26 protein-coding genes, 2 tRNA genes and 1 other RNA gene are annotated in these 20,637 nt (G+C 46.4%); 10 read left to right on the forward strand and 19 right to left on the reverse strand.

Annotation, left to right across the window (positions count from 1 at the left end; translation table 11 throughout):
* From rpl37ae to Micr_RS00995, 7 genes are all read right to left on the reverse strand, one after another.
* Positions 1-249, reverse strand: coding sequence for a 50S ribosomal protein L37ae (gene rpl37ae, locus Micr_RS00965; RefSeq protein ID WP_203134804.1), 249 nt, complete (start codon positions 247-249; stop codon positions 1-3).
* 4 nt (positions 250-253) lie between these two features.
* Complete coding sequence (rrp42, locus tag Micr_RS00970) at positions 254-1,030, reverse strand: exosome complex protein Rrp42 (protein WP_226803581.1); 777 nt, start codon at positions 1,028-1,030, stop codon at positions 254-256.
* Between the two features lie 13 nt (positions 1,031-1,043).
* Positions 1,044-1,769, reverse strand: coding sequence for an exosome complex exonuclease Rrp41 (locus Micr_RS00975; RefSeq protein ID WP_203134806.1), 726 nt, complete (start codon positions 1,767-1,769; stop codon positions 1,044-1,046).
* A 70-nt stretch (positions 1,770-1,839) separates the two neighbouring features.
* Positions 1,840-2,463, reverse strand: a complete 624-nt coding sequence (locus Micr_RS00980) for a hypothetical protein (protein WP_203134807.1) — start codon at positions 2,461-2,463, stop codon at positions 1,840-1,842.
* A gap of 6 nt (positions 2,464-2,469) precedes the next feature.
* Complete coding sequence (locus Micr_RS00985; protein ID WP_203134808.1) at positions 2,470-3,153, reverse strand: ribosome assembly factor SBDS; 684 nt, start codon at positions 3,151-3,153, stop codon at positions 2,470-2,472.
* Between the two features lie 8 nt (positions 3,154-3,161).
* On the reverse strand, positions 3,162-3,857 hold the full coding sequence (locus Micr_RS00990; RefSeq protein ID WP_203134809.1) for an archaeal proteasome endopeptidase complex subunit alpha: 696 nt from the start codon (positions 3,855-3,857) through the stop codon (positions 3,162-3,164).
* Positions 3,858-4,016: 159 nt separating this feature from the next.
* Positions 4,017-4,520 carry a hypothetical protein gene (locus Micr_RS00995; RefSeq protein WP_203134810.1) on the reverse strand — a complete coding sequence of 168 codons (504 nt, stop codon included), beginning with the start codon at positions 4,518-4,520 and terminating at the stop codon, positions 4,017-4,019.
* Between the two features lie 143 nt (positions 4,521-4,663).
* On the opposite strand from Micr_RS00995, the gene Micr_RS01000 reads away from it, so the two are divergent.
* A complete protein-coding gene (locus Micr_RS01000; protein ID WP_203134811.1) occupies positions 4,664-4,978 on the forward strand; it encodes a hypothetical protein in 315 nt (104 codons plus the stop codon).
* On the opposite strand, the gene Micr_RS01005 is transcribed toward Micr_RS01000, so the two are convergent.
* From Micr_RS01005 to Micr_RS01025, 5 genes are read right to left on the reverse strand one after another with little or no spacing between them, the layout of a single operon-like run.
* Positions 4,955-5,287: an Rpp14/Pop5 family protein gene (locus Micr_RS01005; RefSeq protein WP_203134812.1), complete on the reverse strand. Its 333-nt coding sequence runs from the start codon at positions 5,285-5,287 to the stop codon at positions 4,955-4,957. The two genes, Micr_RS01000 and Micr_RS01005, sit on opposite strands and share 24 nt — an antisense overlap.
* Before the next feature lie 12 nt (positions 5,288-5,299).
* Positions 5,300-5,824: a hypothetical protein gene (locus Micr_RS01010; RefSeq protein ID WP_203134813.1), complete on the reverse strand. Its 525-nt coding sequence runs from the start codon at positions 5,822-5,824 to the stop codon at positions 5,300-5,302.
* Between the two features lie 8 nt (positions 5,825-5,832).
* A complete protein-coding gene (locus Micr_RS01015; RefSeq protein WP_203134814.1) occupies positions 5,833-7,053 on the reverse strand; it encodes a Cdc6/Cdc18 family protein in 1,221 nt (406 codons plus the stop codon).
* Positions 7,054-7,097: 44 nt separating this feature from the next.
* Positions 7,098-7,418: a translation initiation factor eIF-1A gene (locus Micr_RS01020; protein WP_203134815.1), complete on the reverse strand. Its 321-nt coding sequence runs from the start codon at positions 7,416-7,418 to the stop codon at positions 7,098-7,100.
* Between the two features lie 7 nt (positions 7,419-7,425).
* Complete coding sequence (locus tag Micr_RS01025) at positions 7,426-7,851, reverse strand: translation initiation factor IF-2 subunit beta (protein WP_203134816.1); 426 nt, start codon at positions 7,849-7,851, stop codon at positions 7,426-7,428.
* Positions 7,852-7,964: 113 nt separating this feature from the next.
* Here Micr_RS01025 and ffs point away from each other — a divergent pair.
* Both ffs and Micr_RS01035 read left to right on the forward strand, forming a co-directional pair.
* Positions 7,965-8,227: signal recognition particle sRNA (gene ffs, locus Micr_RS01030), an RNA gene on the forward strand.
* Between the two features lie 38 nt (positions 8,228-8,265).
* Positions 8,266-8,366: transfer RNA gene (locus tag Micr_RS01035), tRNA-Ser, on the forward strand.
* Between the two features lie 48 nt (positions 8,367-8,414).
* On the opposite strand, the gene Micr_RS01040 is transcribed toward Micr_RS01035, so the two are convergent.
* Positions 8,415-8,996 carry a hydrolase gene (locus Micr_RS01040; protein WP_203134817.1) on the reverse strand — a complete coding sequence of 194 codons (582 nt, stop codon included), beginning with the start codon at positions 8,994-8,996 and terminating at the stop codon, positions 8,415-8,417.
* Positions 8,997-9,091: 95 nt separating this feature from the next.
* Positions 9,092-9,166, reverse strand: a tRNA-Lys gene (locus Micr_RS01045).
* Between the two features lie 89 nt (positions 9,167-9,255).
* On the opposite strand from Micr_RS01045, the gene Micr_RS01050 reads away from it, so the two are divergent.
* On the forward strand, positions 9,256-10,104 hold the full coding sequence (locus Micr_RS01050) for an NAD-dependent epimerase/dehydratase family protein (protein ID WP_203134818.1): 849 nt from the start codon (positions 9,256-9,258) through the stop codon (positions 10,102-10,104).
* 9 nt (positions 10,105-10,113) lie between these two features.
* Positions 10,114-10,875: a hypothetical protein gene (locus Micr_RS01055; protein WP_203134819.1), complete on the forward strand. Its 762-nt coding sequence runs from the start codon at positions 10,114-10,116 to the stop codon at positions 10,873-10,875.
* A 10-nt stretch (positions 10,876-10,885) separates the two neighbouring features.
* Here the strand turns inward: Micr_RS01055 and Micr_RS01060 are convergent, their stop codons facing one another.
* Both Micr_RS01060 and Micr_RS01065 read right to left on the reverse strand, forming a co-directional pair.
* Entirely contained in the window at positions 10,886-13,639 is a 2,754-nt protein-coding gene (locus Micr_RS01060; RefSeq protein WP_203134820.1) for an AAA family ATPase, read from the reverse strand.
* A gap of 111 nt (positions 13,640-13,750) precedes the next feature.
* The gene (locus Micr_RS01065) at positions 13,751-14,266 is read right to left on the reverse strand and encodes a CDP-2,3-bis-(O-geranylgeranyl)-sn-glycerol synthase (RefSeq protein WP_203134821.1); all 516 of its coding nucleotides are present in this window, start codon (positions 14,264-14,266) and stop codon (positions 13,751-13,753) included.
* A 185-nt stretch (positions 14,267-14,451) separates the two neighbouring features.
* Here Micr_RS01065 and pth2 point away from each other — a divergent pair, with 185 nt between their 5' ends.
* On the forward strand, positions 14,452-14,808 hold the full coding sequence (gene pth2, locus Micr_RS01070; RefSeq protein WP_226803564.1) for a peptidyl-tRNA hydrolase Pth2: 357 nt from the start codon (positions 14,452-14,454) through the stop codon (positions 14,806-14,808).
* Positions 14,809-14,813: 5 nt separating this feature from the next.
* Here pth2 and Micr_RS01075 read toward each other — a convergent pair whose 3' ends face one another.
* On the reverse strand, positions 14,814-15,728 hold the full coding sequence (locus Micr_RS01075) for a branched-chain amino acid transaminase (protein ID WP_203134822.1): 915 nt from the start codon (positions 15,726-15,728) through the stop codon (positions 14,814-14,816).
* Positions 15,729-15,790: 62 nt separating this feature from the next.
* Here Micr_RS01075 and Micr_RS01080 point away from each other — a divergent pair, with 62 nt between their 5' ends.
* Positions 15,791-16,138, forward strand: coding sequence for a methylated-DNA--[protein]-cysteine S-methyltransferase (locus Micr_RS01080; protein ID WP_226803565.1), 348 nt, complete (start codon positions 15,791-15,793; stop codon positions 16,136-16,138).
* A gap of 28 nt (positions 16,139-16,166) precedes the next feature.
* Here the strand turns inward: Micr_RS01080 and Micr_RS01085 are convergent, their stop codons facing one another.
* Positions 16,167-16,520 carry a hypothetical protein gene (locus Micr_RS01085; protein ID WP_203134823.1) on the reverse strand — a complete coding sequence of 118 codons (354 nt, stop codon included), beginning with the start codon at positions 16,518-16,520 and terminating at the stop codon, positions 16,167-16,169.
* 314 nt (positions 16,521-16,834) lie between these two features.
* Here Micr_RS01085 and Micr_RS01090 point away from each other — a divergent pair, with 314 nt between their 5' ends.
* Positions 16,835-17,881 carry a hypothetical protein gene (locus tag Micr_RS01090; protein ID WP_203134824.1) on the forward strand — a complete coding sequence of 349 codons (1,047 nt, stop codon included), beginning with the start codon at positions 16,835-16,837 and terminating at the stop codon, positions 17,879-17,881.
* A 30-nt stretch (positions 17,882-17,911) separates the two neighbouring features.
* On the opposite strand, the gene Micr_RS01095 is transcribed toward Micr_RS01090, so the two are convergent.
* On the reverse strand, positions 17,912-18,934 hold the full coding sequence (locus Micr_RS01095) for an mRNA surveillance protein pelota (protein WP_203134825.1): 1,023 nt from the start codon (positions 18,932-18,934) through the stop codon (positions 17,912-17,914).
* Between the two features lie 61 nt (positions 18,935-18,995).
* On the opposite strand from Micr_RS01095, the gene Micr_RS01100 reads away from it, so the two are divergent.
* Positions 18,996-19,928: a hypothetical protein gene (locus tag Micr_RS01100; RefSeq protein WP_203134826.1), complete on the forward strand. Its 933-nt coding sequence runs from the start codon at positions 18,996-18,998 to the stop codon at positions 19,926-19,928.
* A 45-nt stretch (positions 19,929-19,973) separates the two neighbouring features.
* Positions 19,974-20,591, forward strand: a complete 618-nt coding sequence (locus Micr_RS01105) for a DedA family protein (protein ID WP_203134827.1) — start codon at positions 19,974-19,976, stop codon at positions 20,589-20,591.
* Positions 20,592-20,637 lie beyond the last annotated feature (46 nt).

The raw sequence follows: 20,637 nt of genomic DNA on the forward strand, positions 1-20,637 counted from the left end.
TTATCCCTTGTTGTTCTTCCTTATGGAATCAACCTGCCTTCTGGCGACCTCGCCTGCGGCAGTTGTCATTGTGTATGCTCCTCCGGCATACGTCGCTCCGCAGTGCCTGCATCTCCATATGCTGGTGCTTATCCTCTTCACGGCTACGTGGCCGCATTCTTCGCATTTGTATAGTGCTACCTTATCGGCCTTTACCGCTTTCTGCCTCTTCCTTATCCTGGCTCCATACCTTATATTAGGGCTTGCCATAAAATCATCTTTTTGCCTTTTCGATGTGCTTTGCGAGCTCCTTGTGCTTCTCGATCGCAGCATCTACGAGTTCTTCAATCTCCTTGAGCGTAAAACTTCCTTTCAGCCCTTTCTGCATTGCCCTTACGGTTTTTCCGTCAGTTGCGATAGTGAGCCTTGCATCCATTGCCGATTCTTCAACTCCGCTCGGATCCAGCACTATTGCATTGCCTATCTTTGCGAAAGTGCACGATGCCACTATGTTGTTCACGTTTATCGGCGTGTTCCTCTCCTTGTAATCCGCTATCCCGTCCTTGTAGGCTGGCAGCCTGGAATTCGCTATTGCAGCCATGGCCGCAAGCGTACTGGCATCGAAAAGGTTGCCGTCGTAGTTGAGGACGTACACGTCAACGTAAACCGTCCATGCCTTGCCTTCTTCCAAAAACAGGTCCTCGAGCTTTATGCAGTTTCCTGCTCTTATGCCCCTGTCGACAACCCTTGCGAGCTCTATGGCTTCAGGGCTTGGCGGCCCTGCTTCGTACTCCGCTGCAGCCAGCGGCAGCAATTCTGCCGAAACCACTATGTTGCCCTGGTCCGGAGTATCGGAATGCACTTCGTCTACCACTATTTTGGCTCCGGCAAGCACTCTTGTGTTTCCTACGTCGACCTGTGCAGAACCCTCTGCATGGTCTATGACTCCCGTTTTTATCTCTATATTTCTGTAATCCATCGCGCCGCGCTTGTCCTCGCGCTCGCCTTTGGCTACCATTTCTCTTATGTAATCGCTTTTTATAATCTCTATTGCACCCGTAAAATCACCTGTTTTCGTATATGGCCTTCAGGGCATCCCTCTGAGCCTTCGATATGATCTTGCCAGCTTCTACTACCATATTCATGGCCTGCTTCAGCTGGTCCTTGTCCAAGCCTCCGTCCATCTGCAGCAGCAGCACATCGTTGCTTTTCGGAGATATTGCCATTGGCATGTCTGCATCGGAATAATTGTCTTCTATCATATCAACATCCAGAACCACGTGTTCGCCTATCCTGCCAGCGCTGACCGCATAGACTAGGTCCCTCATTTTTATGCCTGCGTTGGCCAGCGCAACAGCTGCTGCGGTTATTCCCGCTGCTCTGGTTCCTCCGTCGCTTTGCAGTATCTCTATGAATATGTCTATCTCGCTTCCTGGGAATTCGTTAAGAAATATGACGTTTTCGAACACTTCCTTTGTGACCTTTGATATTTCGGTAGCCCTCCTGTTGGGCCCTGTCCTTCCGTGCTCTCCCAAGCCGGAAAAAGGCGCCATAGAGTACCTGCATTTGACTACCGCTTTTGTAGAGTCTGCGGTGTGCCTAGGCATGGCCTCCTTTGGCCCGTATACTGCGGCAAGCACCCTGTTGTTGCCCCACTCGAGGTAGGCCGAGCCCTGTGCGTTTTTAAGCACATTGGCCTCTATCTTCAGGGGCCTTAGCTCGTCAAAATCTCTTCCGTCGAGCCTTTTGCCATTTACTATAAGCTCTGGTTTGTTTAACGAAGAAGCCATGAAATCACTTCAAAATCAAAAATTGCGAAAATCTGCATATTTCTTTTAACGTAATAATATAATAAGCTTTTTAGCGGTTTTCCACTGGTGCTTCTGCTTCAAGCATCGACTTAATCCTTTCGGTCAGCCCGCTAGTGTGGGCTTCGCTTTCAACGGTCTTGATTGCTTTTATTGCCAGCTCAGTGTTGCCTCCGTTTATCCATATTATGCCGTTCCTGCCTATTATTATCCTGCTTCCCGTGAGCCTGGCTATCTGGTTTGCCATAGTCTCGCTCTTGCCTATTATGCGCGGTATCCTCACGGGCTTTACGTACAGTGTCTGCCCGAGCGCCAGCTTCCTTGGCCTCTCAAGTATTGCCAGCCTCTTCCTCTCCACGCTGGCGACAGTTGCCTCTATTATGTCGTTGGCTTCAAAAATCGGCCCCGAGTCAAACTTGCTAGTTATTATCAATCCCTGGACGAATTCCGTAAGCACCACGTTGTAGAGCCCGGGCTTGGTGGGCTTTTCAACTACCCCTATGACATTGTCGCCTATCCTTGGCTTCCACATGCCTTCAAGAGGTATCACGTCCTTCTTGTCGCTGTCGTAAAAGCCCAGTATGTTGGAATAAGCCTTTCCGTTCTGCAGCATTACGTATTCGTTGCGCCTCGCGTCTTTAGGCAGCTCTTCACCAGGTGTAACAAACTGTCTCATTCAAAATCATCCGAGTATCTTTGTCTCTACCCTTCCCTGTGTTGCCTTGTTCAGCTTGTCGTAAAGCTCGTTCTGCATGCCTGCAGGGAATTCTACGACTGCCTTGAGGGAGCCGTTGCTCATCCATTCCTCTGACTTGAGCCCAAACTGCTTTAGCGTATTATAGCACCTGTTTACCGAATCGGCGGGTATGATTACTTCTATTTTTATGTTGGTAAACTTTATCGGAAGCAGCATGCTTATCTTTTTGACTACCGCTTCTACCTGCTCGTTAGCGTTCTTGAATGGGTCTATGGATACCTTTGCTTCCTTCATGGCGTTTTCGACCCTCAAAGCTGTTGCGGGGGCGTTGGTCCTCGGGTCTATGGAATTCCTCGCTATTATGTCTATTATCTGCTTTCTCTTCTCCTCAAGCATCTTTGCCCTTTGCTCTGTAGTTATCGGCAGGTCCCCTTTTTTGAGTATCTGGTCGACCACGGAAGCCAGATCGGTAGTTCCGAAAACCTTCTTTATCTTCTCATCGCTTTGGCGCTCACCCTTCCTTGCATCCTTGAAAACCTGCTCGGCTTCAAGGACGGAGAGCGGTTCCTTCCTCTTACCAGTGACATACTCATAAGCCATATCGGCATCTACCAATATCTCGAAGCTGTCCTTGCCATCGGAATATTTTGCCGTTACGGTCTTGCCCATAAAACCACTCAGAGGTATGCGTTTATGTCCTTTATGTCGAATGGCTTGTAGCCTTTCGCCTTGGTTATTGTCGATATATCGACGTTCTCCGGCGACAGCTTCTTCTCATTTATTTTCTTAAGTATGCTGACGCCAAGGTTTATGGCATCATTCAGCTTCATGCCGTCTTTGTATTCCTTCACCAGTATGTCTTCCGCAACCTTTTTGCCTATGCCTATCGCATCCGCCCTGTAGCCCGAGAACGAAGCTCCCGGCTCAACTTCAAAAAGCCTGTAATCCGTATCGTAGCCGCCAATGAGCAGGGATATGGCATAAGGCCTCAGTCCTCCGTACTGCGTTGCCATCTGCATCTCTTCGGATATCTCCCTGGCTATGGTCTCTACGGATTCGGTCTCGTCATAAACCATCCTGTGTGTCTGTGTTTTGGAGCGCATCATTCCCACGACGTGCAGGCCATCAGAGACGAGCCCGCTGTATGTGGTCCCAACGAACGAGTCCACCTTGAATATTTTCTGCACCGTGCTTGGTATTATGAGCGGCTCAACTATGTTCTTATGGGCTATCAGGACAACTCCTTCTTCGGTTACCATGCCTACAGAAGTTGCACCTTTCCTTACTGCCTCCTTTGCGTATTCCACCTGGAACAGCCTTCCGTCCGGGCTGAACATTACTCCTCTGTCGTAAGCCTGTATATTCGGGTACATCTATTCACCAGTCAAATCTTTCTTACTTATTTAGAATCAATGCTTTTTAAACATGTCCTAAAAAAAATTTTATCTGCCTCTGGATATACAAAATTGCAAAAGTCCAAGATGCCAGTTAGCATTATGGAATATAAACCTTTTAACGCTTTGCCGGTGAAGTTAATAAGTCTTTATCCCTAGTATTTCCGCTATGGATTTCTTCAGTTTTTCGTAAGACAGTACCGCAGTGTCATGGAATCCGATCCTTCCATCCCCTATGCTGTTTTTAGTTTCTTCGATGCATGCATCGATCATGTCTTTCAATCCTTTTGCTTCGTTCCTGGCTTTTTCTATATCGACCCCGCTCTCTGTTATGTGCTCCCTGCAGATGGCGCCTATCCTTGCCTCAACGCCAGGTTTTACAAAATCATTATACATTATTTTTTCATTCCCGATAAGCTTTACGGCAAGGCTTTTCGGCACGCCCAGATTCGTAAAAGCGGCATCAAGACTTTCTATCAAGCTGCTGAAACTGCTCCAAATCCCGGGCACCACTTCTCCTATGAGCCTTTGCCTTTCCTTGTAAGCCAATGCTTCGTCCCTTCGCATCATTTTGGTATACGTTTTATTGTTTACACTAATGCTTACGGATTCAAAATCGTTGCTTTTGCTTGTTTCAGGCATGCGAACGGCCTTCAGATTGTGCCTTACGGTATTACATTATTGATAATCATTCATATATATAAATAATCCCACAGGCATTTTTTTACCATCCTGGCGCCAATTGCAGGGTTATTTTTAAAAATTGCAAGCATCAAAAACCGAATATGCAGAACATTGAATACGAAGAAGCCCTGGCCGTTGCCAAGCAGAACGGAAAGAAGCTCGTCTGGCTGGGATCCGAGCCTACTGATTACATACGCAGCCTGCTCGATCTGGAAGAAGAAGTCATAGAAGCTGCCGACCCAATGGAAATGCTAAACGCCCCGAAAGAGGAGCTGCTTAAATACGAGGGCTCTGTGCTTGTGTGCTACCATGGAAACACCTCCGCCTTTGTATCTGAGATGATAAAAGACAAGCACGGGATAGAAACGTTCAATCTCAAGGGAGGCATAACTTCAATAGTCGGAGAAATCTTTTGATGCCTTTCCTTTCATGAGCGCCTTGATGGTGCCTGAGCTTTTGAGCGTGTAGAGCCCTGTCTCTGCCGCTCCAAGCCTTTTTATCAGGGCTGATGCGAGAAGCATCCTTTCGTATCCTTGCAATTTGCACCTGACAACGAAATGCTTGCTGTCAATTAAAGAAACAAGCTTCGGCGAAATGTCATAGTATCCCAGCTGGCCGACAAGCAATAAGACCGCTTGCTTGAGCGCGCGGTCTAGCTCTTCCTTATCCATCTTCAATTCCGAAGTGGTCTCGACCATCATATAGCGTTTCTTATTCCTTATCATTGCAATGCCAATTCACGGTTTTGAAATTATGCTCCTGTTTTCTGCAAGCGCCTTTTTAGCCTCATTCTTATTCATGCCCAGGGCACCGCATATTGCCATAAGCTGCTGCGGCGCAAGCACTTCGGCCTCGTTCCTTGCAAGCGAAGCAATGCCTATTGCTATATCCTTCCCGAGCATAATTTCGGTGCAGTCGCGGAACCTGCCCATCAGCAGCGCGCGGTATGTTCCGTAAGCATTTTCTATTGCAGACGCGTCTATTATGAATGAGGCTCCATAATCCTTCATATCTTTGACATATTTCTCCATCTCGCCAAGCGTTTCGGGATTCTGGGGTATTATTGCTTTGACCCCGTTCTTCAGGTAAGGTACAAGGCTTTCGCTCTTGGAAGAATAAACAACTGCTTTTCCGTTGGCCGACCCGGGATCCTTCGCGAAATCGAAATCCTCTCCTTCTATTATGACACTGCGGAAACCCAAGCGCTCGAAAAGTCCGCGCGCGTTTGCCATGCTGCTACGCGCCGCGTCGTAATATGCCAAGTAAACACCTAATCATCTTCCTTCTTTTCAGAATTTCCGTTGAGCCCGAATATGTTCTTTTCAAGGACGGCGCGCGTCTTCTGCGTCGGATAAAGCAGCTTTATGAGTTTCGTGTGGCCCCTTATCCCCTTGCTCGAATCAAATGACGCTATCAGCCCCTGCATCTCCAGTTCTGATATGTAGTTTCTGTACCACCTTTCGCTTTTCGGCACCCTTTTGAGCCCTTCTGCTATGGACTTATACCTGTTGTAAACCTCTCCGCTGAAAAGGTAAGTGTCTATGCCGTCGGTAAGCTTCTTGTAAGAGCCCCCGCTCTGCGCAAGCAGGACTATGGAATAAAGAACCAGCTTCTGGTGCTCCGGAAGCGAAGATATAAGCTCGTAAACTATTTCGCTCTCGGCCATTTTTATTGCCTCTTCCGCTTCAGCCATGGTTATCTTGTCCCTTCCATGCTCTTCGGCTAGCTCCCCTGATTTCGAAAGTATCTTAAGCGACAGCCTTGCGTCTCCGCCCTCCTTTGCAGCAGCCGCTGCGATGAAATGCAATATGTCTTCATCAACTACTCCTTTCTTGAAGCCGGTCTCAGCCCTGTCTTTTACTATCTCATAAAGCTCGTCAGAATAATAGGACGGGAACACGAGCTCGCTTTCGTATAGGGCCGAGAGGCTTCTGGGATCCAACTCCTCTTTGAAAGAAACCTTGTTGGATATGCCTATCATGGCCACTCCCCCGGACCTTATCTCGCTGTTTATCCTGGTCATTGTGTATACGAGGTCGTCGAGGTCCTTGACCATGTCTATCTCGTCGAGCACGAGAACCAGTATCTTGTTGTCTTCTTCTATCCAGCTAGTAAGCTTCCCGTACAAATCTATGATGCCGTATCCTCTTCTTGCGTAATTCGGCATGTGGTCCGCTATGACCTTGTTGAGGACCCTAAATCGCGTGTTGTACATCCTGCAGTTTACGTACGAAACCCTGGCCTTGGTGTTCGGTATGTCCTTTATCTCGGATATGACATATCTGGCGCATGTTGTTTTGCCGGTTCCAGTTCTTCCGTATACAAAAAGGTTTCTGCCTTTCTCTCCCTCCAATGCCGGCTTTATTGCCTTCTCTATGCTGTTTATCTCCTTTTCCCTAAGTATAAGCTTCTTGGGGGTGTAGTGCGGCGATAAGACCTCACGCTGAGCAAATATCTTTGATTCGCCTATGATGTCCTTCAAAGTCTGCATATTAAACCCCCTTGCCGCTAGCAGGCTTGCCTATCGCCAAACATCTAACTTATCATGTTCATGTTCTTAAGCTTGCTTATATCCATGAGGCTGTACCTCCACACTATGTCGCCGCGCTCGTTGGCCTGAACGCTCCACGGCTTTACCAGCACGACATCGTTTTCCTTTATCCAGAACCTCCTTCTGAGCCGTCCCGGGATTATGCATAGCCTCTGGTTGCCGTCGCTGCAATCTACCAGGAATCTCGTGGATCCCACTATCTTCGAGACCCTTCCTACGACCTCGCCGTTGTTCGGCATCTTGGTCTGATAAGATACCGGTGCACCCCTCCTACTATCATGAGTCCTTCCTTCGTTTTTTCCCATCTAACCATCAATAGTTCTTCAATCCGTACCTTGCGCCGCACGCCTCGCATACGAGCATGAGCATTCCTCTGCCGGCATTTTCAAGGTGCGTATCGGGCTTGTGGCACTCCCTGCAGATGACGTAGGTCTCAAAATATTTGTGTATCTCCTTGTCCAGCTGCTCCTGGGCGAATTTTCCTGTGAGTACTAGCCTCTGGTCCTCCATGCTAGTCGGCACTCCAAATTCCCTGCTTAAATATCTTGCGATATCCGAGACGTCCCTCCTTGCCTTGTCGGCAATTATTGCCATGTTTCTTATTATCGTCTTGTTTCCCTGCACCATGGATTCCACTGTGGGTATTACGAAATCGGATTTCTCCGCTTCTAGTGTGGGAAGCTTCGAAAAAGCCCTGTCGAGCAATTCCGAGTATTCTTTGTCATTTATTTCAATCACCAGCATATTATTCTAGAGAATAAAATATTTAGCATATGCTATTTTGAGCCTTTTCACTCTATCCCATTCTTATCTCCGCAAACCTATTTATAACTCATTATTGAATATAAGCCTTGGCGGATAGGCTGGGAAGCTAAGGGTTTCCCGTTCGCAAATCCCTTTCTGGCGGGCCAATGCCGGTTGCGTTATGCAAGCGGCTTTTGCGCCCAGATGGAAGCGTTGATGCCTTGCCCCAGGTGGTAGCTTGGTGCGTGAACCAGGCCAGGCCGGAAGGAGCAACCTTAAGCACATTCAGGCTACGCTCCCGGGATACGGGGCTGAGCTGAAGTATGGTCAACGCAACTGCTGCTTGCATGGCAAGGCCGGCTTCCGCCGCTAAGATTTAAAAACAGTGCAAACGTAAATGAATAGCATGCCGGGGTCGCCTAGAGGTATGCGCAAGCACTCTAAAGGGCGGCAGCCTGCTAAGCTGTTTGGCTGAAAGGCCTTCGTGGGTTCGATTCCCACCCCCGGCGCTCATTTTTCAATGCCATAAAAATTCGGCATCTTCAAAATGCGTGCTTTCATGAAAGCATTCCGAGCACATCGCTGGTTTTTCTTACCAAGCCTATCCTCGGAAATATATTCTTGACTGTCGCATCGTGTTCCTCCCTGCTCATCGCGCCCATGGCGTCCTCGACGAATATCTGGTTGTAGCCGTTCTGGTATGCCTCTCTTGCAGTAGATTCGACTCCTATGTTCGTCGATATTCCGCACAGCACTATGTTTTTTATTCCCCTGCGCCTGAGCTGCAGGTCGAGCTCGGTGCCGTGAAAAGCGCCCCAATGCCTCTTTGTTATTATTATGTCTCCTTTCTGCGCATTCATTTCTGGCACGAATTCGTCCCAGTCTGCAGGCCTTTCGCCTCCCCAATTCGGTGCGCTGTCCACTATCGGATTGAGCATGTCCTTCCCATCTATGGAAGACACGTGCACCAGACACACAGGCGCTTTGTTCTCCCTGAACTTGGCTGCAAGCATCGCAGCGTTCGCAACAACTTCCGATGCAGCATTCGGTTCGATGTTTCTTCCGCTTGCGGCTATCCCCTTCTGCAGGTCTATAACTACGAGGGCTGTTTCCTTGAAATTGAATCTTTTCTCCTCCATGCAATCACAAATATCAAACGCAATTTCTTTTATTTAGCATTTTCCCAAATCTGTTCTGTAGTAATATGCACTATTTTCAGGCGGTTTAAAAAAAGCGGGCTCGGAGGGATTTGGACCCTCGACTTAGAGGTTAAAAGCCTCCCACTCTGGCCAAACTGAGTTACGAGCCCAAGAAACTAGATTATTTTGCCCTGAAATATATAAAAGCCTTAATACGTTTTATATCAAAACAAATAACAGCAAATAATAATATGATTTGATGGAAAAGGCATTGTTGATCGGCGGCTACGGTTTCTTTGGAAGCCATATGTACTCTGCGCTGGCCGAAAAATATTCTGTGGAAGTAATGTCAAGATACAAGCATGACACCGGCAACGTTCAAGGCAAGGATTGGATAGAAGGGGACATAACGTCAAGGGCCGACGTCGAAAGGACATTGGAACGGGGCTACGACTATATATTTGATTTTGTTGGCTTGATAAATGAAAAAGCGCAGAAACATTCGGACGTGAACATAACAGGGACACGGAACATAACCGGAGCGGCATTGTCTTCCGGCACCGAACCAAAAATAATTTATATATCGGCGATAAACGCCGAAAACGGAACTACAGAATATTTCAGGACAAAAAGGGAAGCAGAGAAAATAATCTCTGCATACAAAAACAGTCTGATAATAAGGCCTTCAATAATATACGGCAAATACGATTTTCTGACCTTGCAGTTCTACAAGCTTCTCAATCAGAATATCCCTATTTTTCCGAAATCGGGCCTTATATATCCCGTATATGTCGACGATATAGTGGAAGTAGTGAAATCCAAGATGAACTTCACTGGGGTTTTCGACGTTTGCGGGAATGAAAACCTGAGGTTCGGGGACATGTTCAATATATTTAGGAAAAGGTTTGGAAAGAAACCCGTGCGCCAGGCGTCAATGCTGCTGTTTAAGGCAATATCACCAATATTGGCGCATGCTGGCATAATAGAAAAAGAACAGATGGACATGCTGGGATATGATTTTTACCGCCAAGACAGCATACTGAAAGAAGTTGTCAAAGAACCTACACTGTATTCGGAATTCGTCAAAGGATTGGAGGCACGCAACTAGGTCGATCAGATGATGAAAACTTCCGATGACATAATAGACGGCTTTGACGGGTTGCTGACCAAGGAACAGGCAGACAGGCTGTATTTGGAATCAAGGTCACGCTCAGGGATAAACGGGGGATTCGTGACTGCAGGGTATATAAGCGATCTAATGGGTCCCGGCGCAACTGGCATACTCAAGGGGCTTGAAAAAGAAAGACTAAACCTAGAAGATAAAATTTATCGTATTTTTAACCCCGTCAAAAAGAACTTCGGCAACTCCGATTCCGTATCACGCATTTTGGTCCTGGGCTCCGAGGGCAGCACGGCAAATGTGCTGCTGGGCAAAAAACTATCAGATGCAATAGATTCTGGGTTGTTCTGCAGGGGAGACACAGTAGTAATTACAAACCTGACGATGGACATAAGGGCGTCACTTCTCCGGCCGACGCAAAAAACCTCAATCAAAAAGATTGCCGTTGAAGATTCATGCATAAAAGATTTTTCCTTGCTAAGCCCCGGAATGAAGAATATAGATGTCGTAGGAGTTGCGATGGAAGCAGGCCCTGCCGTAACGCTGGTAAATTCTGCGTCAAGGAAATTTGTATCTACGTACATTATGCTAAGCGATGGCAAAACTTCCGTCCGTGTTGCATGCACAGGCTCTTCGGCAGAACTGGCTTCGAAATTGCCTTTGAATTCAAAGGTAAGAATAGAATTCTGCGATGTGCGCGGAAACAATGGCACAACGGAAGTGCATGCAGGCAATCTCTCAAGAATTGCGGTTCTTTAAAAATGACGTGTTATCTCTGCCCGTATTTTGCATAAAATGACAGGTACTGGCTCATGACAACGTCAGGGGCGGATGGCTTCGTCAATTTAATTATGCTCTCCAGGTCTTCATTCGTGACTTTCGAATCCTCACCGCTCTTTATTGTGCGCTGCATTGCCCTGGTTTTTGCCTCCCTGCAAATGCTCGCTATGTCCGCCCCGGTATAATTCTTGGTCATGCTCGCGAGCAGCTTGAAATCCAGATTCGCCGCTTTTGGGACCTTTTCCAAATATTCTTCGAATATCTTGGCCCGCGCTTCCTCGTCTGGAGGTTTTATGAATATGAGCTTGTCAAATCTTCCGGGCCTCAATATTGCAGGATCCATCACGTCAGGCCTGTTAGTTGCCCCTACTACTATCACGTTATTCATCTGCTTCAGCCCGTCCATGTCCTTAAGCATTTCTGTTGTTATCTGTGCGTTTATCTCGCTCGCATTTTGCCTGTTTATTATTATCCCGTCTATCTCGTCTATGAATATGATTGATGGCTTGTTCTCTATGGCCCTGTAAAAAATCGACTTCAGCTTGGCATTCGCGTTTTCTATGCCTTCGTTCTGCAGGGTGGGCGCGTCTATCTCCAGCATGGTCACTCCCTTCAACTCATTGGCCACTGCGCGCATCAGCATCGTCTTTCCCGTTCCGGGCGGCCCGAAAAGTAGCATGCCATTTATCGTCTTTATATCATATTTTTCAAGAAGGTCAGGATGCATCAGCGGTATCTGTATTGCTTCTACTATTGCCTTCTTTGCAGCATCGAGCCCTATGACTTTGTCGAGCGTGATTTCGTCTTCCTTTTTGGACGTGGTATCGTTGCCCATGCGCCTTTCGAAATCTACCTTGAACGTATTGTATTTCTCAATCTGTGCGAGCGTAGTCGAAGGCTTTGTAGATTTTATGACGCTTAGCATGTCGTCCATTGTTATCTCAAGTATCCTGTGCTCGTTCGCTGCTTCCTGGGCCACCATTTGGGCTACGCTTTGGCATACTGCTTTTATGTCGGCACCAGTATACCTGGGCGTCTTTTCCGCTAGCAGATCAAGGTCCATGTTGCTGGAAACTGGCAATTTTTTAAGGTATATCTCAAATATTTTCTTCCTGCCGTTGAAGTCTGGGAGCTGCATGTATATCGCCCTGTCGATCCTTCCTGGCCTCAAAAGTGCAGGGTCGAGTTTATCCGGTGTGTTTGTGGCTCCAACCACTATAACATGCTCCAGCTTCTGGAATCCGTCAAGCTCCTGCAACAGCTGCGATAATATGTGCCTGTGAACTTCATCAGTCTCCAAGTCCCTGCTCATTGCTATTGAATCTATTTCGTCTATGAAAAGCACGCACGGAGTGTTCTTGTTTGCTATTCCGAATATGTTGCTGAGCATCTTCTCCGATTCGCCAGTGTACGCGGATACTATGTTCGTTCCTTTGATATAAAAGAAGTTCGCATGTATCTCGTTGGCAAGAGCCCTCATCATAAGTGTCTTTCCAGTTCCTGGAGGACCAAAAAATATTATGCCTTTGAGCGGCTTTATGTTGTATGCCCTTGAAATGCCCTTTTGCTCCAGAGGGGCTATTATGGCTTCCTTGAGCTCTGTCTTGGTATTTTCATAGTTTCCTATGTCATCAAAGGTTTCGGTAACGTTGCCCTGCTGCAAATCTTCGAACGCTTCCCCGAACTTCATTCGCGTATCATACTTCTTAACGTCAAGTGCCTTTACAACCTTCACATTGTAAAGCTCCAGTATCGCTAGGCCAACAGGTGCTATTGCAAAGCTTATGAAAGGGTAAATGTAGTTTATGTTTATCGGCTGCAGTATTCCAACTGCAAGGTATCCTATTGGGATTATCACCCCTGCTATTGCTGCTTTTCCTCCCTTTATCTTGGATCTGCTGTTTATTGCAATCCTTTCAATGGCAAACGCGGCAAGCAGGTATATCGGTATTACCAAAAGGTAATATATCTGTTTTGAAATGGCGCTCAGCATCATCGCAAACGTCACGTCTATGCTTTCTATGGCATTTTTGGAAACGAACTTGTTTGCCGCAATGCTTGCTCCTTTGGCGAAATTTATAATGTTAAGGGCGGGCAACCCTTCATAAGTATAGTTTAATTCGCTACCGAAATCTTTTGTACTGAATCCCTGATGTACCAAATGCCCATTCAACGGCACAAGCGCGCTGGATCCTATGCCCATCACTCCGGAAAATGCGGCAATGCCGAGCACGACAATTAGGAACATCATGACGGATCTTTTGAATCCCACCGTAAGCACTGCAAATATCGCTACCGGTATGGCAATGACTACTCCTACGAATGAAAACGCTGAAGCAATCAGTATGTAAGCGAACAGTATGGTCCTGTAATGCATGTAACCGTATATGAGCGAGAAGCTCAATATGAATAGGAATATCCATGCCAAAGCCGGCGTCTGGTACACCAATATCGGTACCATTATAAGCATCAGCAATATGAATCCAAGAAACGGGTGTATCTCAGTGGCGGCGAAGAGCCCTATGACTATGAGCAGAATTATAAGGTAAGGGTAAAAGGGAAACGCGTATGCAATCGATACGAAAGCAAGTGCCACTAGGACTGCATCAAGGAAGTTCTTGTTGGACCTTATGTTCATCAGCAGGTCCTTTATCCTGTAATACCACAGCGGCCCTCGTTTTGCCTGCTTGAGTATATTGCGGACTCTTTCGCTTTTTATCTCCTCGTTACCTATTTTTGGCATCCGAAATACCTGCTGCGGCTCAGTGCAGCATATAATGCTATGCTGACACGTTACCTGCTACACTGCATTATCTCTTATATTTATTAAAATTTAAACCCTTTTGCAGGACAGCTACCAGGGGACTTCTTTTAGCTTAAGCCTGTATGCGCCCACGTTTGTCATCAGATGTGTTATTCCTGTCAGCAGAACCAGAAAAACAAGTCCGTAAACTCCCGGAATGCCTACGCGGTAAGCTGCAAAGACAAAAACAAGGGCGAAAATGAAGAACCCATACTGGTCCATTACAGGAAAGCTCTTGCCAGATCTTACTCCGAGCTGCCTTTTTATGAAGCTTCCGATAAGGTCGCCAAAGTTGGCCCCAAGCGTAAGCAGTACCGCAACTGGCAGCATATAATGCAGGAACGGGTATTCTATGAGCCCTACAGCTATTCCTGCTATTAAGCTGGATGCTGTACCTCTGAAGGTCTTATGGTCTCCAAATATCCTTTTCCCGTTTATCTTTCTGCCCAAATCCAAGGGCTTCCCGCCGCCAAAGAGCACCGGAGCGCCATTCGCAGCATACGCTGGGAAGATGTAGATTATTGGGTATATTACTATCGAATATATTGCGTAAAGAAGCGCGTCCATTGTAAACACTTTCCGAATGTATACACTCTTGGCAGAAAACCCTTATAAATTATGGAGCAAACCGTATGCCATGTAAATTGAAAAATCCCGGTCACAACACGCAAGGCATAAAATATCAACAGCGTAATAAATATGTTCGGATGCAACCGCATGCCGCAACGTAAATAGATACAGCTGGCGTTTGATTGACAGAAATAAAGCAGGCAATAATAATAAGGTCCGACCTGGAAATGAGCAAGGGCAAGACCGCAGCCCAGGCTGCGCACGCATCCCTGATGAGCTATTTCGAAGCAGAGAGGCAGGACAAACAGATCGCAAGGGAATGGTTGGATACTGGAGAAAAGAAGATAGTCCTCAAGGTCAGCGATGAAGACTCATTAATAAAACTATATAACGCGTTCAAGTTCAAGAAGGTACCATGTGCCCTGGTCACCGACGCAGGTCTCACCGAAATACCTCCGGGAAGCAAGACGGCCCTTGGCATAGGCCCGTGGAGAAGCGAAGAGATCGATCTGTTCACCAAGCAGCTCAAGCTGCTATGATGCGTTCACACCTGGGTAAGCCAGTCCTTGTATCTGGCGTTTTTTCCGCTAACTATGTCCCTGTACGTAGAAGCAATTTTTGAAGTTAGTGACCCAACCATTCCGTTTCCTACCTGTATTCCGTCAACGTTTATTATCGGAGTTACCTCTGCTGCAGTTCCTGCGAAGAATACCTCGTCCGCAGTGTAAAGTTCCTCCCTGTGCACATTCGCTTCAACGACTTCTATTCCTTCATCTCTTGCAACCTTAATTATGCTGTCCCTGGTAATGCCTAAAAGTATGTCCGATTGCTCTCCAAGCGCGAGCAATCTTCCTTTCTTCACAAGAAATATATTCTCTCCCGGGCCTTCTGCTATGTAGCCGTTTAGCGAAAGCAGTATCGCCTCGTCATATCCCGAAGCGTGTGCTTCGTTCTCGGCAATTATGGAGTTTATGTAATTGCCACTTGCCTTGGCCCTTACGGGCAATATGTCGGAATTTATTCTGCGCCACGAAGAGACCTTGCACTTTATCCCTTTGTCTACGCCGCTTCCGAAATATGCCCCGAAAGGCACGGCAGCTATGAACACGCTCACGTGCTTTCCGGAAGTGGTCATACCTATTCCGTCATCCCTGTAAAATGCGAACGGGCGTATATAGCAGGAATCAAGCCCATTTAGCTTTATTACTTGCAGTATCGCCTTGCTTATGTCATTCTCGGAGAAGCCAAGATTCATGGAATATATCTTGGCAGTTTCAAAGAAACGCCTTACGTGGTCCCCAAGCCTGAAAACCGCCGTGCCCGAATCGTTCTTGTAAGCCCTTATTCCCTCAAAAATCCCGCTTCCGTACTGCAGCGAATGTGTAAGTATCGGAACCTTCGCATCTGCATAATCCATAATTTTTCCGTCAAGCCATACCTTCAAATTGCTGCCATCCATAAAAACACCCATAAAACTCCCGCATGAAAATATAATAAGCTAATAGCGTTTGTGTTTGTAATATGATCATGGATGTTTTGCTAAGGAGAAAGCTTAAGGAAATGGGAATGACGGACTTCCAGATTAGCGTCCTTGATGCCACATCTAATATACCCGCAGGCCAAGTCCGGACCTATAAGGAAATAGCGATTGAAATAGGACATCCGAACGCCTGCAGGGCAGTAGGCACAGCATTGCGCAAAAATCCGTTCCCAGTGACAATACCATGCCACAGGGTAATAAAAAGCTCGGGAGAGCCGGGAAAATATTCCGGCAAATCCGGGACTAGGAAAATAAAACTGCTTCAGATGGAAGGAGTGAAAATAAGCAACGGAATTGTCAACCAAAAAAGAAGTAGCCCGGCGGAATAGACCGCCGGGATTCTTATCCACCCAAGGCTTAAAACCTGTAAGCTCCAAAGCTCTCATTTTTCGCACTGTAAGTCAGAGACACGCTTTCGTACCTTGCCATCAGGTCCTTTCCTTTCGCATTTATGCCTTCAAGCGTGCTTCTGCCCAGCTGGGTCAGCCTTAGCGGCTTTCCCAACTCATCCTTGCTTGCGAAATCCAGCATTCCCTTCTCCTTTAGCCTGTTGAGAAGATACCACACCGAGCTTTTGGATATGCTGTAAGTGTCGCTTATGTACCCAACGAAGCTGCTTGCGCTGTCTATGGCGTCGCTTCCTATCTCGAGAATCACGAGCTGCTCACGCTCAGTAAGTCTCAACAAACCCTTCTCTACACTAAATACCATTTGGCCCACATAAACACCTCAGAAATTTTTTAAAGGGGGTTTATGCAGCCAAATGGTTCAATGGTGTGTACTTAATCATTGAATTATTTGCAATGCAGTCGCTGCCTATAAAGGATGAGACAAAACTTCTCCACAGCACTGCGAATTGCATTTTTTTCACACCAGTTCCATTTGCTGCCTATTTACTAAAGCACATTGCGTTATGTTTAAACCAGAGCAACAATATTTAAACCTTATGTGCAGCAACGTCGGTGCGCGAATTGCATCAACCCAAAGAATAAATATTTCAAAAATTCATACGTCATCTGGTTTTCATGGAAATAAAGAAGGAAGCAGCTACTGCAGGCAAAGATATGCACGAAGGACTTGCGTCTTTATCTAGGAAGGAATATTCCCGATCTGCAAAGGCGGATTTTCTCTCATGGATGGAATCTGAAGGGTACGTAATCAGGGATGGCAACGGAAAGCTAAAGTTCAATACAAATTGGCGCAATAAAGAGGACAGGATAAAATCCGTTCGCAAGCTTGTCGAAGTGATGAATATATCTCCGCTGGACCTTAAAAATGGGGACTTTTTCGAAATGGGGCTTATAGAAATGCTAAAAATATACTCTTTAAAACGCGGCAGTTTTCCAGCAGTTTTCAACGCCCTAAAGGAAGCATATCCAGAGCTTGAGATAAATCTATGGGATATAAGAAGCCTGAACGGAACCATATCTAAAAACAGGGAAACTGCTGACGAAGCGATAAGATGGCTCGTCAAGAAGAAATCCGGAGTTGTTACAGAGGACGATTTCAAGAACAACGGAGTAAGCTTCGTACTTTCATTCTATAACAACGTGTTCGATGCAATCATATTCTCGAAGCCTGATTTCCTGGAAAGCAACTCCATAAAGGTCCTCGCAGGAAAATATTTGGACAAAGCATTTGCAAACAATGTCAACAAGAGACGTGCTGCCATATCTACGATAATAAAATTATCGGGATCTCCCAAATCGGTAAACTACCAAAGTTTCGAACGGTACGGCATGGAAAGCCTATTGTCATGCTATTTGCAGAACCCCATATTTTTGAACAACTTCATAAAGCCGGAGGACGAAAGCAAGCTTCTTGCATGGCTTGCAATATCTGACGTTATAAAAGATTTTAAAGCATGGGAGATGGAAGATCCTCCGAAATCGCTTTTGCTAAATAGGAAAACCAGGATAGAATCGACTGTTTGGCTTTCTTCCGTATTGCACAAGAGTGTATACAGGCTCTCTTATGCGGATTGGGAAAGGTCTGGGATAGAATGGATCATAAACGAATTTTATGGCGGAAACCATTACGGTGCGATACACGACGTAATGGATTCAGTTTAAGGTATCCGCCTCAAATTAACATTGCGCAGCTTACGCTATTGACGCAATGCCTTTGAACGAAGCCAGCTGTTCTCCCGCCTCGTCCATAGAGTTGAAAATATCTATTTTTATGTGCATCAATTCGGCCTTTGCGAGTATCTTTTGCACATCCTGATTTCCAAGCATTGAGTCGTTGACTATCAGGCTGCCAACTGCATAGTCATCAATGGCAGTCGCAACGTTTTCTATTCCGTATTTTGATGTCCCAGAGGAAAGCCCCTTAAGAAATTCTTCCATGACTGCAAATTCGCTCCTTATGTGCTCGCTTCTCAAAAGGCTTTCGACTTCCGAGCTGCGTATTATCTCATACACTCCAGAGCGCTCGGTATTGCTTGCCTGCTGGTATATTATGCGCTTGTCTATCTTCTCCTGTTTGGATTCCATATAGGTGCGAACATCATCCTTGGTGAATCCTGGCCCTGCAACTATTACTGTGTCTACATCCATGCTTTTTATCGTGCTTGTTATGGCTTCGTAGAACTTCCTTTGCTGTTCCTGGAAGTCTTTCTGCGTCATCCTTTTGCTCAGGTTGCTGTAAATCTCGTTCCTGAACTCCACGCCGTAGCCAAGAAGGTAAGCAGGAAGCGCCTTCTCGTCGTCGACCACTATTATACCAAGCCTGGGCTTTTTCGTGTCCCCAACCGCATTTTTTACTACATTGACCAGGTAATCCGGCCATGCGGCTTTTATTATGTCTAGCGTATCCGACGGGGCTATGTTGAGCGTATGGTAGCTGTTAAGCCGTATATACTGCTCTGGTTTCCCTTCGACTATTTTGCCCATTATCCTTAACCTCAGCGCATTCTTGTCAAGCTCTGTCTTCTCAACGCGCAGGGTTATGATAACCTCCTTCAGCTCTCCCACATCCGTCTCGTTTGCCTTGAACTTCCTGAGGCTCTTCGATTTCACAAGATCGTTCGGAAGCACTATGCGTTGCACCGTCCACAAGTCTTCCAGAGTGTCAAGCTTGAGCCTCATGACGCCTTCTCCTTGGTAAAACTTTACTATGTGCATAAAACAAAACCTTACACTACATTACGCTCATTTATTATTTGCGCTTATAATAAATATTGTTTTGGAGGGTGGTATTATAAGCAGAAAAGCAGTTGGCAATGAGTACCTGCTTATTGCGGCCATAATGATCTTGTCCATCGCGCTTGTGGCTGAATCCTTTGCCATATACCTCGGAACACATCCTGGCAATCTCAGCAGCACATCCCTGACAAGCACAATAGCGCAAGCGCCTACCTCAAAGCTTAATCTAATACTGACTGCTCCGGAATATTCGGTTGTAAATTTTGAGGTTACTGTATCTGGTAGCGGTTTTAACGAATCGCAGTATGCAAAGCTCGGCCCAAAACTCTACATGCTGAATTACAGCGAGGTAAAAGGCATAAGCGCAGCCTCCGGCCCAATAACAATAAGCTCAAACACGGAACTTAACAAAACTGTGGTGGTGCCGGACAATGAAACACGCATGCTTTTCACAGGGCTTGAGCCCTACTCAAACTATTCGGTTACCATAAAGGGCTCGGAAAGCCCGTACTGCTTCCCAGGCCTTGCATGCCCGATGTTCATACTTGCAATTTCGAGATCCTACGAACTGCGTACTGGCCCGGCGAATTCTATAAGCAACTATTCCATAAATCTTTCACCTGCCCCTTACCAGAATTCAACCATCTCGCAATATGCTTGCAGCACAGGCCTTCCAATGGCAATAAACCAAAGTGCCTATGTCCGTTGCAATGACGGTTCACGCCTGCTGAACTTCGTACTGTCGCAGGTTAACTCCAATGGCACAATAACCGGCCTGGTATACCCATACTATTACATTATGGTAAACACAAGCATAAAGCCATTGAAGGAAGTATTCCGTGACGGGCAGGAGGTAAGCTTCTCATGTTCAGGCTACATCGCATATCTGCAAAACTCCAGCTATGCCGGCCAATACGCGATATTCAAGGTCATAAGGATCCATCCTATACCATGCCCTGCCGAAGTTGGCTAATAAAGCAGATTTTTAAATTAAACCGCAAAAACAGTATGGATTCAAATGTTTGAACTGGTTTTGTTATCAATACTCTCAAACGCATATGGTACCATAAACACCCTGATGGCGCAATACGGATATCTGGCAATATTCGGACTGATGCTTTTGGAGGGTTCGTCACTGCCGGTGCCTAGCGAAGTGGTTCTTCCTCTAGCTGGTGTATTGGTTGCGCAGCACACCCTTTCCTTCGTACCTGTTTACATAGCCGCGCTCCTGGGGAGCATAGGGGGTCTGGCAATAGACTACTACATAGGGTATTTCCTAGGCAAGGACGTAGTGTACAAGCACCTGAGGCTATTCCACATAAGCCAGGAGCAGCTTGATGCTTTCGACAGATGGTTCGACAAAAATGGCGTGGCTTCGGTCTTCTTTACCCGCTTCATACCTGTACTAAGGACCATAATGAGCCTTCCTGCAGGGTTCGCCAAAATGCCACAGAAAAAGTTCTATTCCTATTCCATACTCGGAACCGGGATATACGACATAGTGCTCATAATATTCGGCATGAAGGCCCTCACCACGCACAATGCGATAATAACCCTTACTGCAATAGGCGTTTTCGCCATAGTGCTTTACGCTCTATACAGGGTTGCGATGTCAAGAATGACAAGGCAAAAATAACTTCTGCAACCACAAAACTTATTTATAACCTATAATGCAATTCATA

Origin of the sequence: Candidatus Micrarchaeum sp., assembly GCF_016806735.1 — an archaeon.
Classification (GTDB): Archaea; Micrarchaeota; Micrarchaeia; order Micrarchaeales; family Micrarchaeaceae; genus Micrarchaeum_A; species Micrarchaeum_A acidiphilum_A.

What these genes read in the sequence shown, in the direction of transcription:
- rpl37ae (WP_203134804.1), bottom strand. Translation starts at nt 249, where the DNA reads ATGGCAAGCCCTAATATAAGGTATGGAGCCAGGATAAGGAAGAGGCAG.
- Micr_RS00975 (WP_203134806.1), bottom strand. Translation starts at nt 1,769, where the DNA reads ATGGCTTCTTCGTTAAACAAACCAGAGCTTATAGTAAATGGCAAAAGG.
- Micr_RS00980 (WP_203134807.1), bottom strand. Translation starts at nt 2,463, where the DNA reads ATGAGACAGTTTGTTACACCTGGTGAAGAGCTGCCTAAAGACGCGAGG.
- Micr_RS00985 (WP_203134808.1), bottom strand. Translation starts at nt 3,153, where the DNA reads ATGGGCAAGACCGTAACGGCAAAATATTCCGATGGCAAGGACAGCTTC.
- Micr_RS00990 (WP_203134809.1), bottom strand. Translation starts at nt 3,857, where the DNA reads ATGTACCCGAATATACAGGCTTACGACAGAGGAGTAATGTTCAGCCCG.
- Micr_RS00995 (WP_203134810.1), bottom strand. Translation starts at nt 4,520, where the DNA reads ATGCCTGAAACAAGCAAAAGCAACGATTTTGAATCCGTAAGCATTAGT.
- Micr_RS01000 (WP_203134811.1), top strand. Translation starts at nt 4,664, where the DNA reads ATGCAGAACATTGAATACGAAGAAGCCCTGGCCGTTGCCAAGCAGAAC.
- Micr_RS01005 (WP_203134812.1), bottom strand. Translation starts at nt 5,287, where the DNA reads ATGATAAGGAATAAGAAACGCTATATGATGGTCGAGACCACTTCGGAA.
- Micr_RS01015 (WP_203134814.1), bottom strand. Translation starts at nt 7,053, where the DNA reads ATGCAGACTTTGAAGGACATCATAGGCGAATCAAAGATATTTGCTCAG.
- Micr_RS01020 (WP_203134815.1), bottom strand. Translation starts at nt 7,418, where the DNA reads ATGGGAAAAAACGAAGGAAGGACTCATGATAGTAGGAGGGGTGCACCG.
- Micr_RS01040 (WP_203134817.1), bottom strand. Translation starts at nt 8,996, where the DNA reads ATGGAGGAGAAAAGATTCAATTTCAAGGAAACAGCCCTCGTAGTTATA.
- Micr_RS01050 (WP_203134818.1), top strand. Translation starts at nt 9,256, where the DNA reads ATGGAAAAGGCATTGTTGATCGGCGGCTACGGTTTCTTTGGAAGCCAT.
- Micr_RS01055 (WP_203134819.1), top strand. Translation starts at nt 10,114, where the DNA reads ATGATGAAAACTTCCGATGACATAATAGACGGCTTTGACGGGTTGCTG.
- Micr_RS01060 (WP_203134820.1), bottom strand. Translation starts at nt 13,639, where the DNA reads ATGCCAAAAATAGGTAACGAGGAGATAAAAAGCGAAAGAGTCCGCAAT.
- Micr_RS01065 (WP_203134821.1), bottom strand. Translation starts at nt 14,266, where the DNA reads ATGGACGCGCTTCTTTACGCAATATATTCGATAGTAATATACCCAATA.
- Micr_RS01075 (WP_203134822.1), bottom strand. Translation starts at nt 15,728, where the DNA reads ATGGATGGCAGCAATTTGAAGGTATGGCTTGACGGAAAAATTATGGAT.
- Micr_RS01080 (WP_226803565.1), top strand. Translation starts at nt 15,791, where the DNA reads ATGATCATGGATGTTTTGCTAAGGAGAAAGCTTAAGGAAATGGGAATG.
- Micr_RS01085 (WP_203134823.1), bottom strand. Translation starts at nt 16,520, where the DNA reads ATGGTATTTAGTGTAGAGAAGGGTTTGTTGAGACTTACTGAGCGTGAG.
- Micr_RS01090 (WP_203134824.1), top strand. Translation starts at nt 16,835, where the DNA reads ATGGAAATAAAGAAGGAAGCAGCTACTGCAGGCAAAGATATGCACGAA.
- Micr_RS01095 (WP_203134825.1), bottom strand. Translation starts at nt 18,934, where the DNA reads ATGCACATAGTAAAGTTTTACCAAGGAGAAGGCGTCATGAGGCTCAAG.
- Micr_RS01105 (WP_203134827.1), top strand. Translation starts at nt 19,974, where the DNA reads ATGTTTGAACTGGTTTTGTTATCAATACTCTCAAACGCATATGGTACC.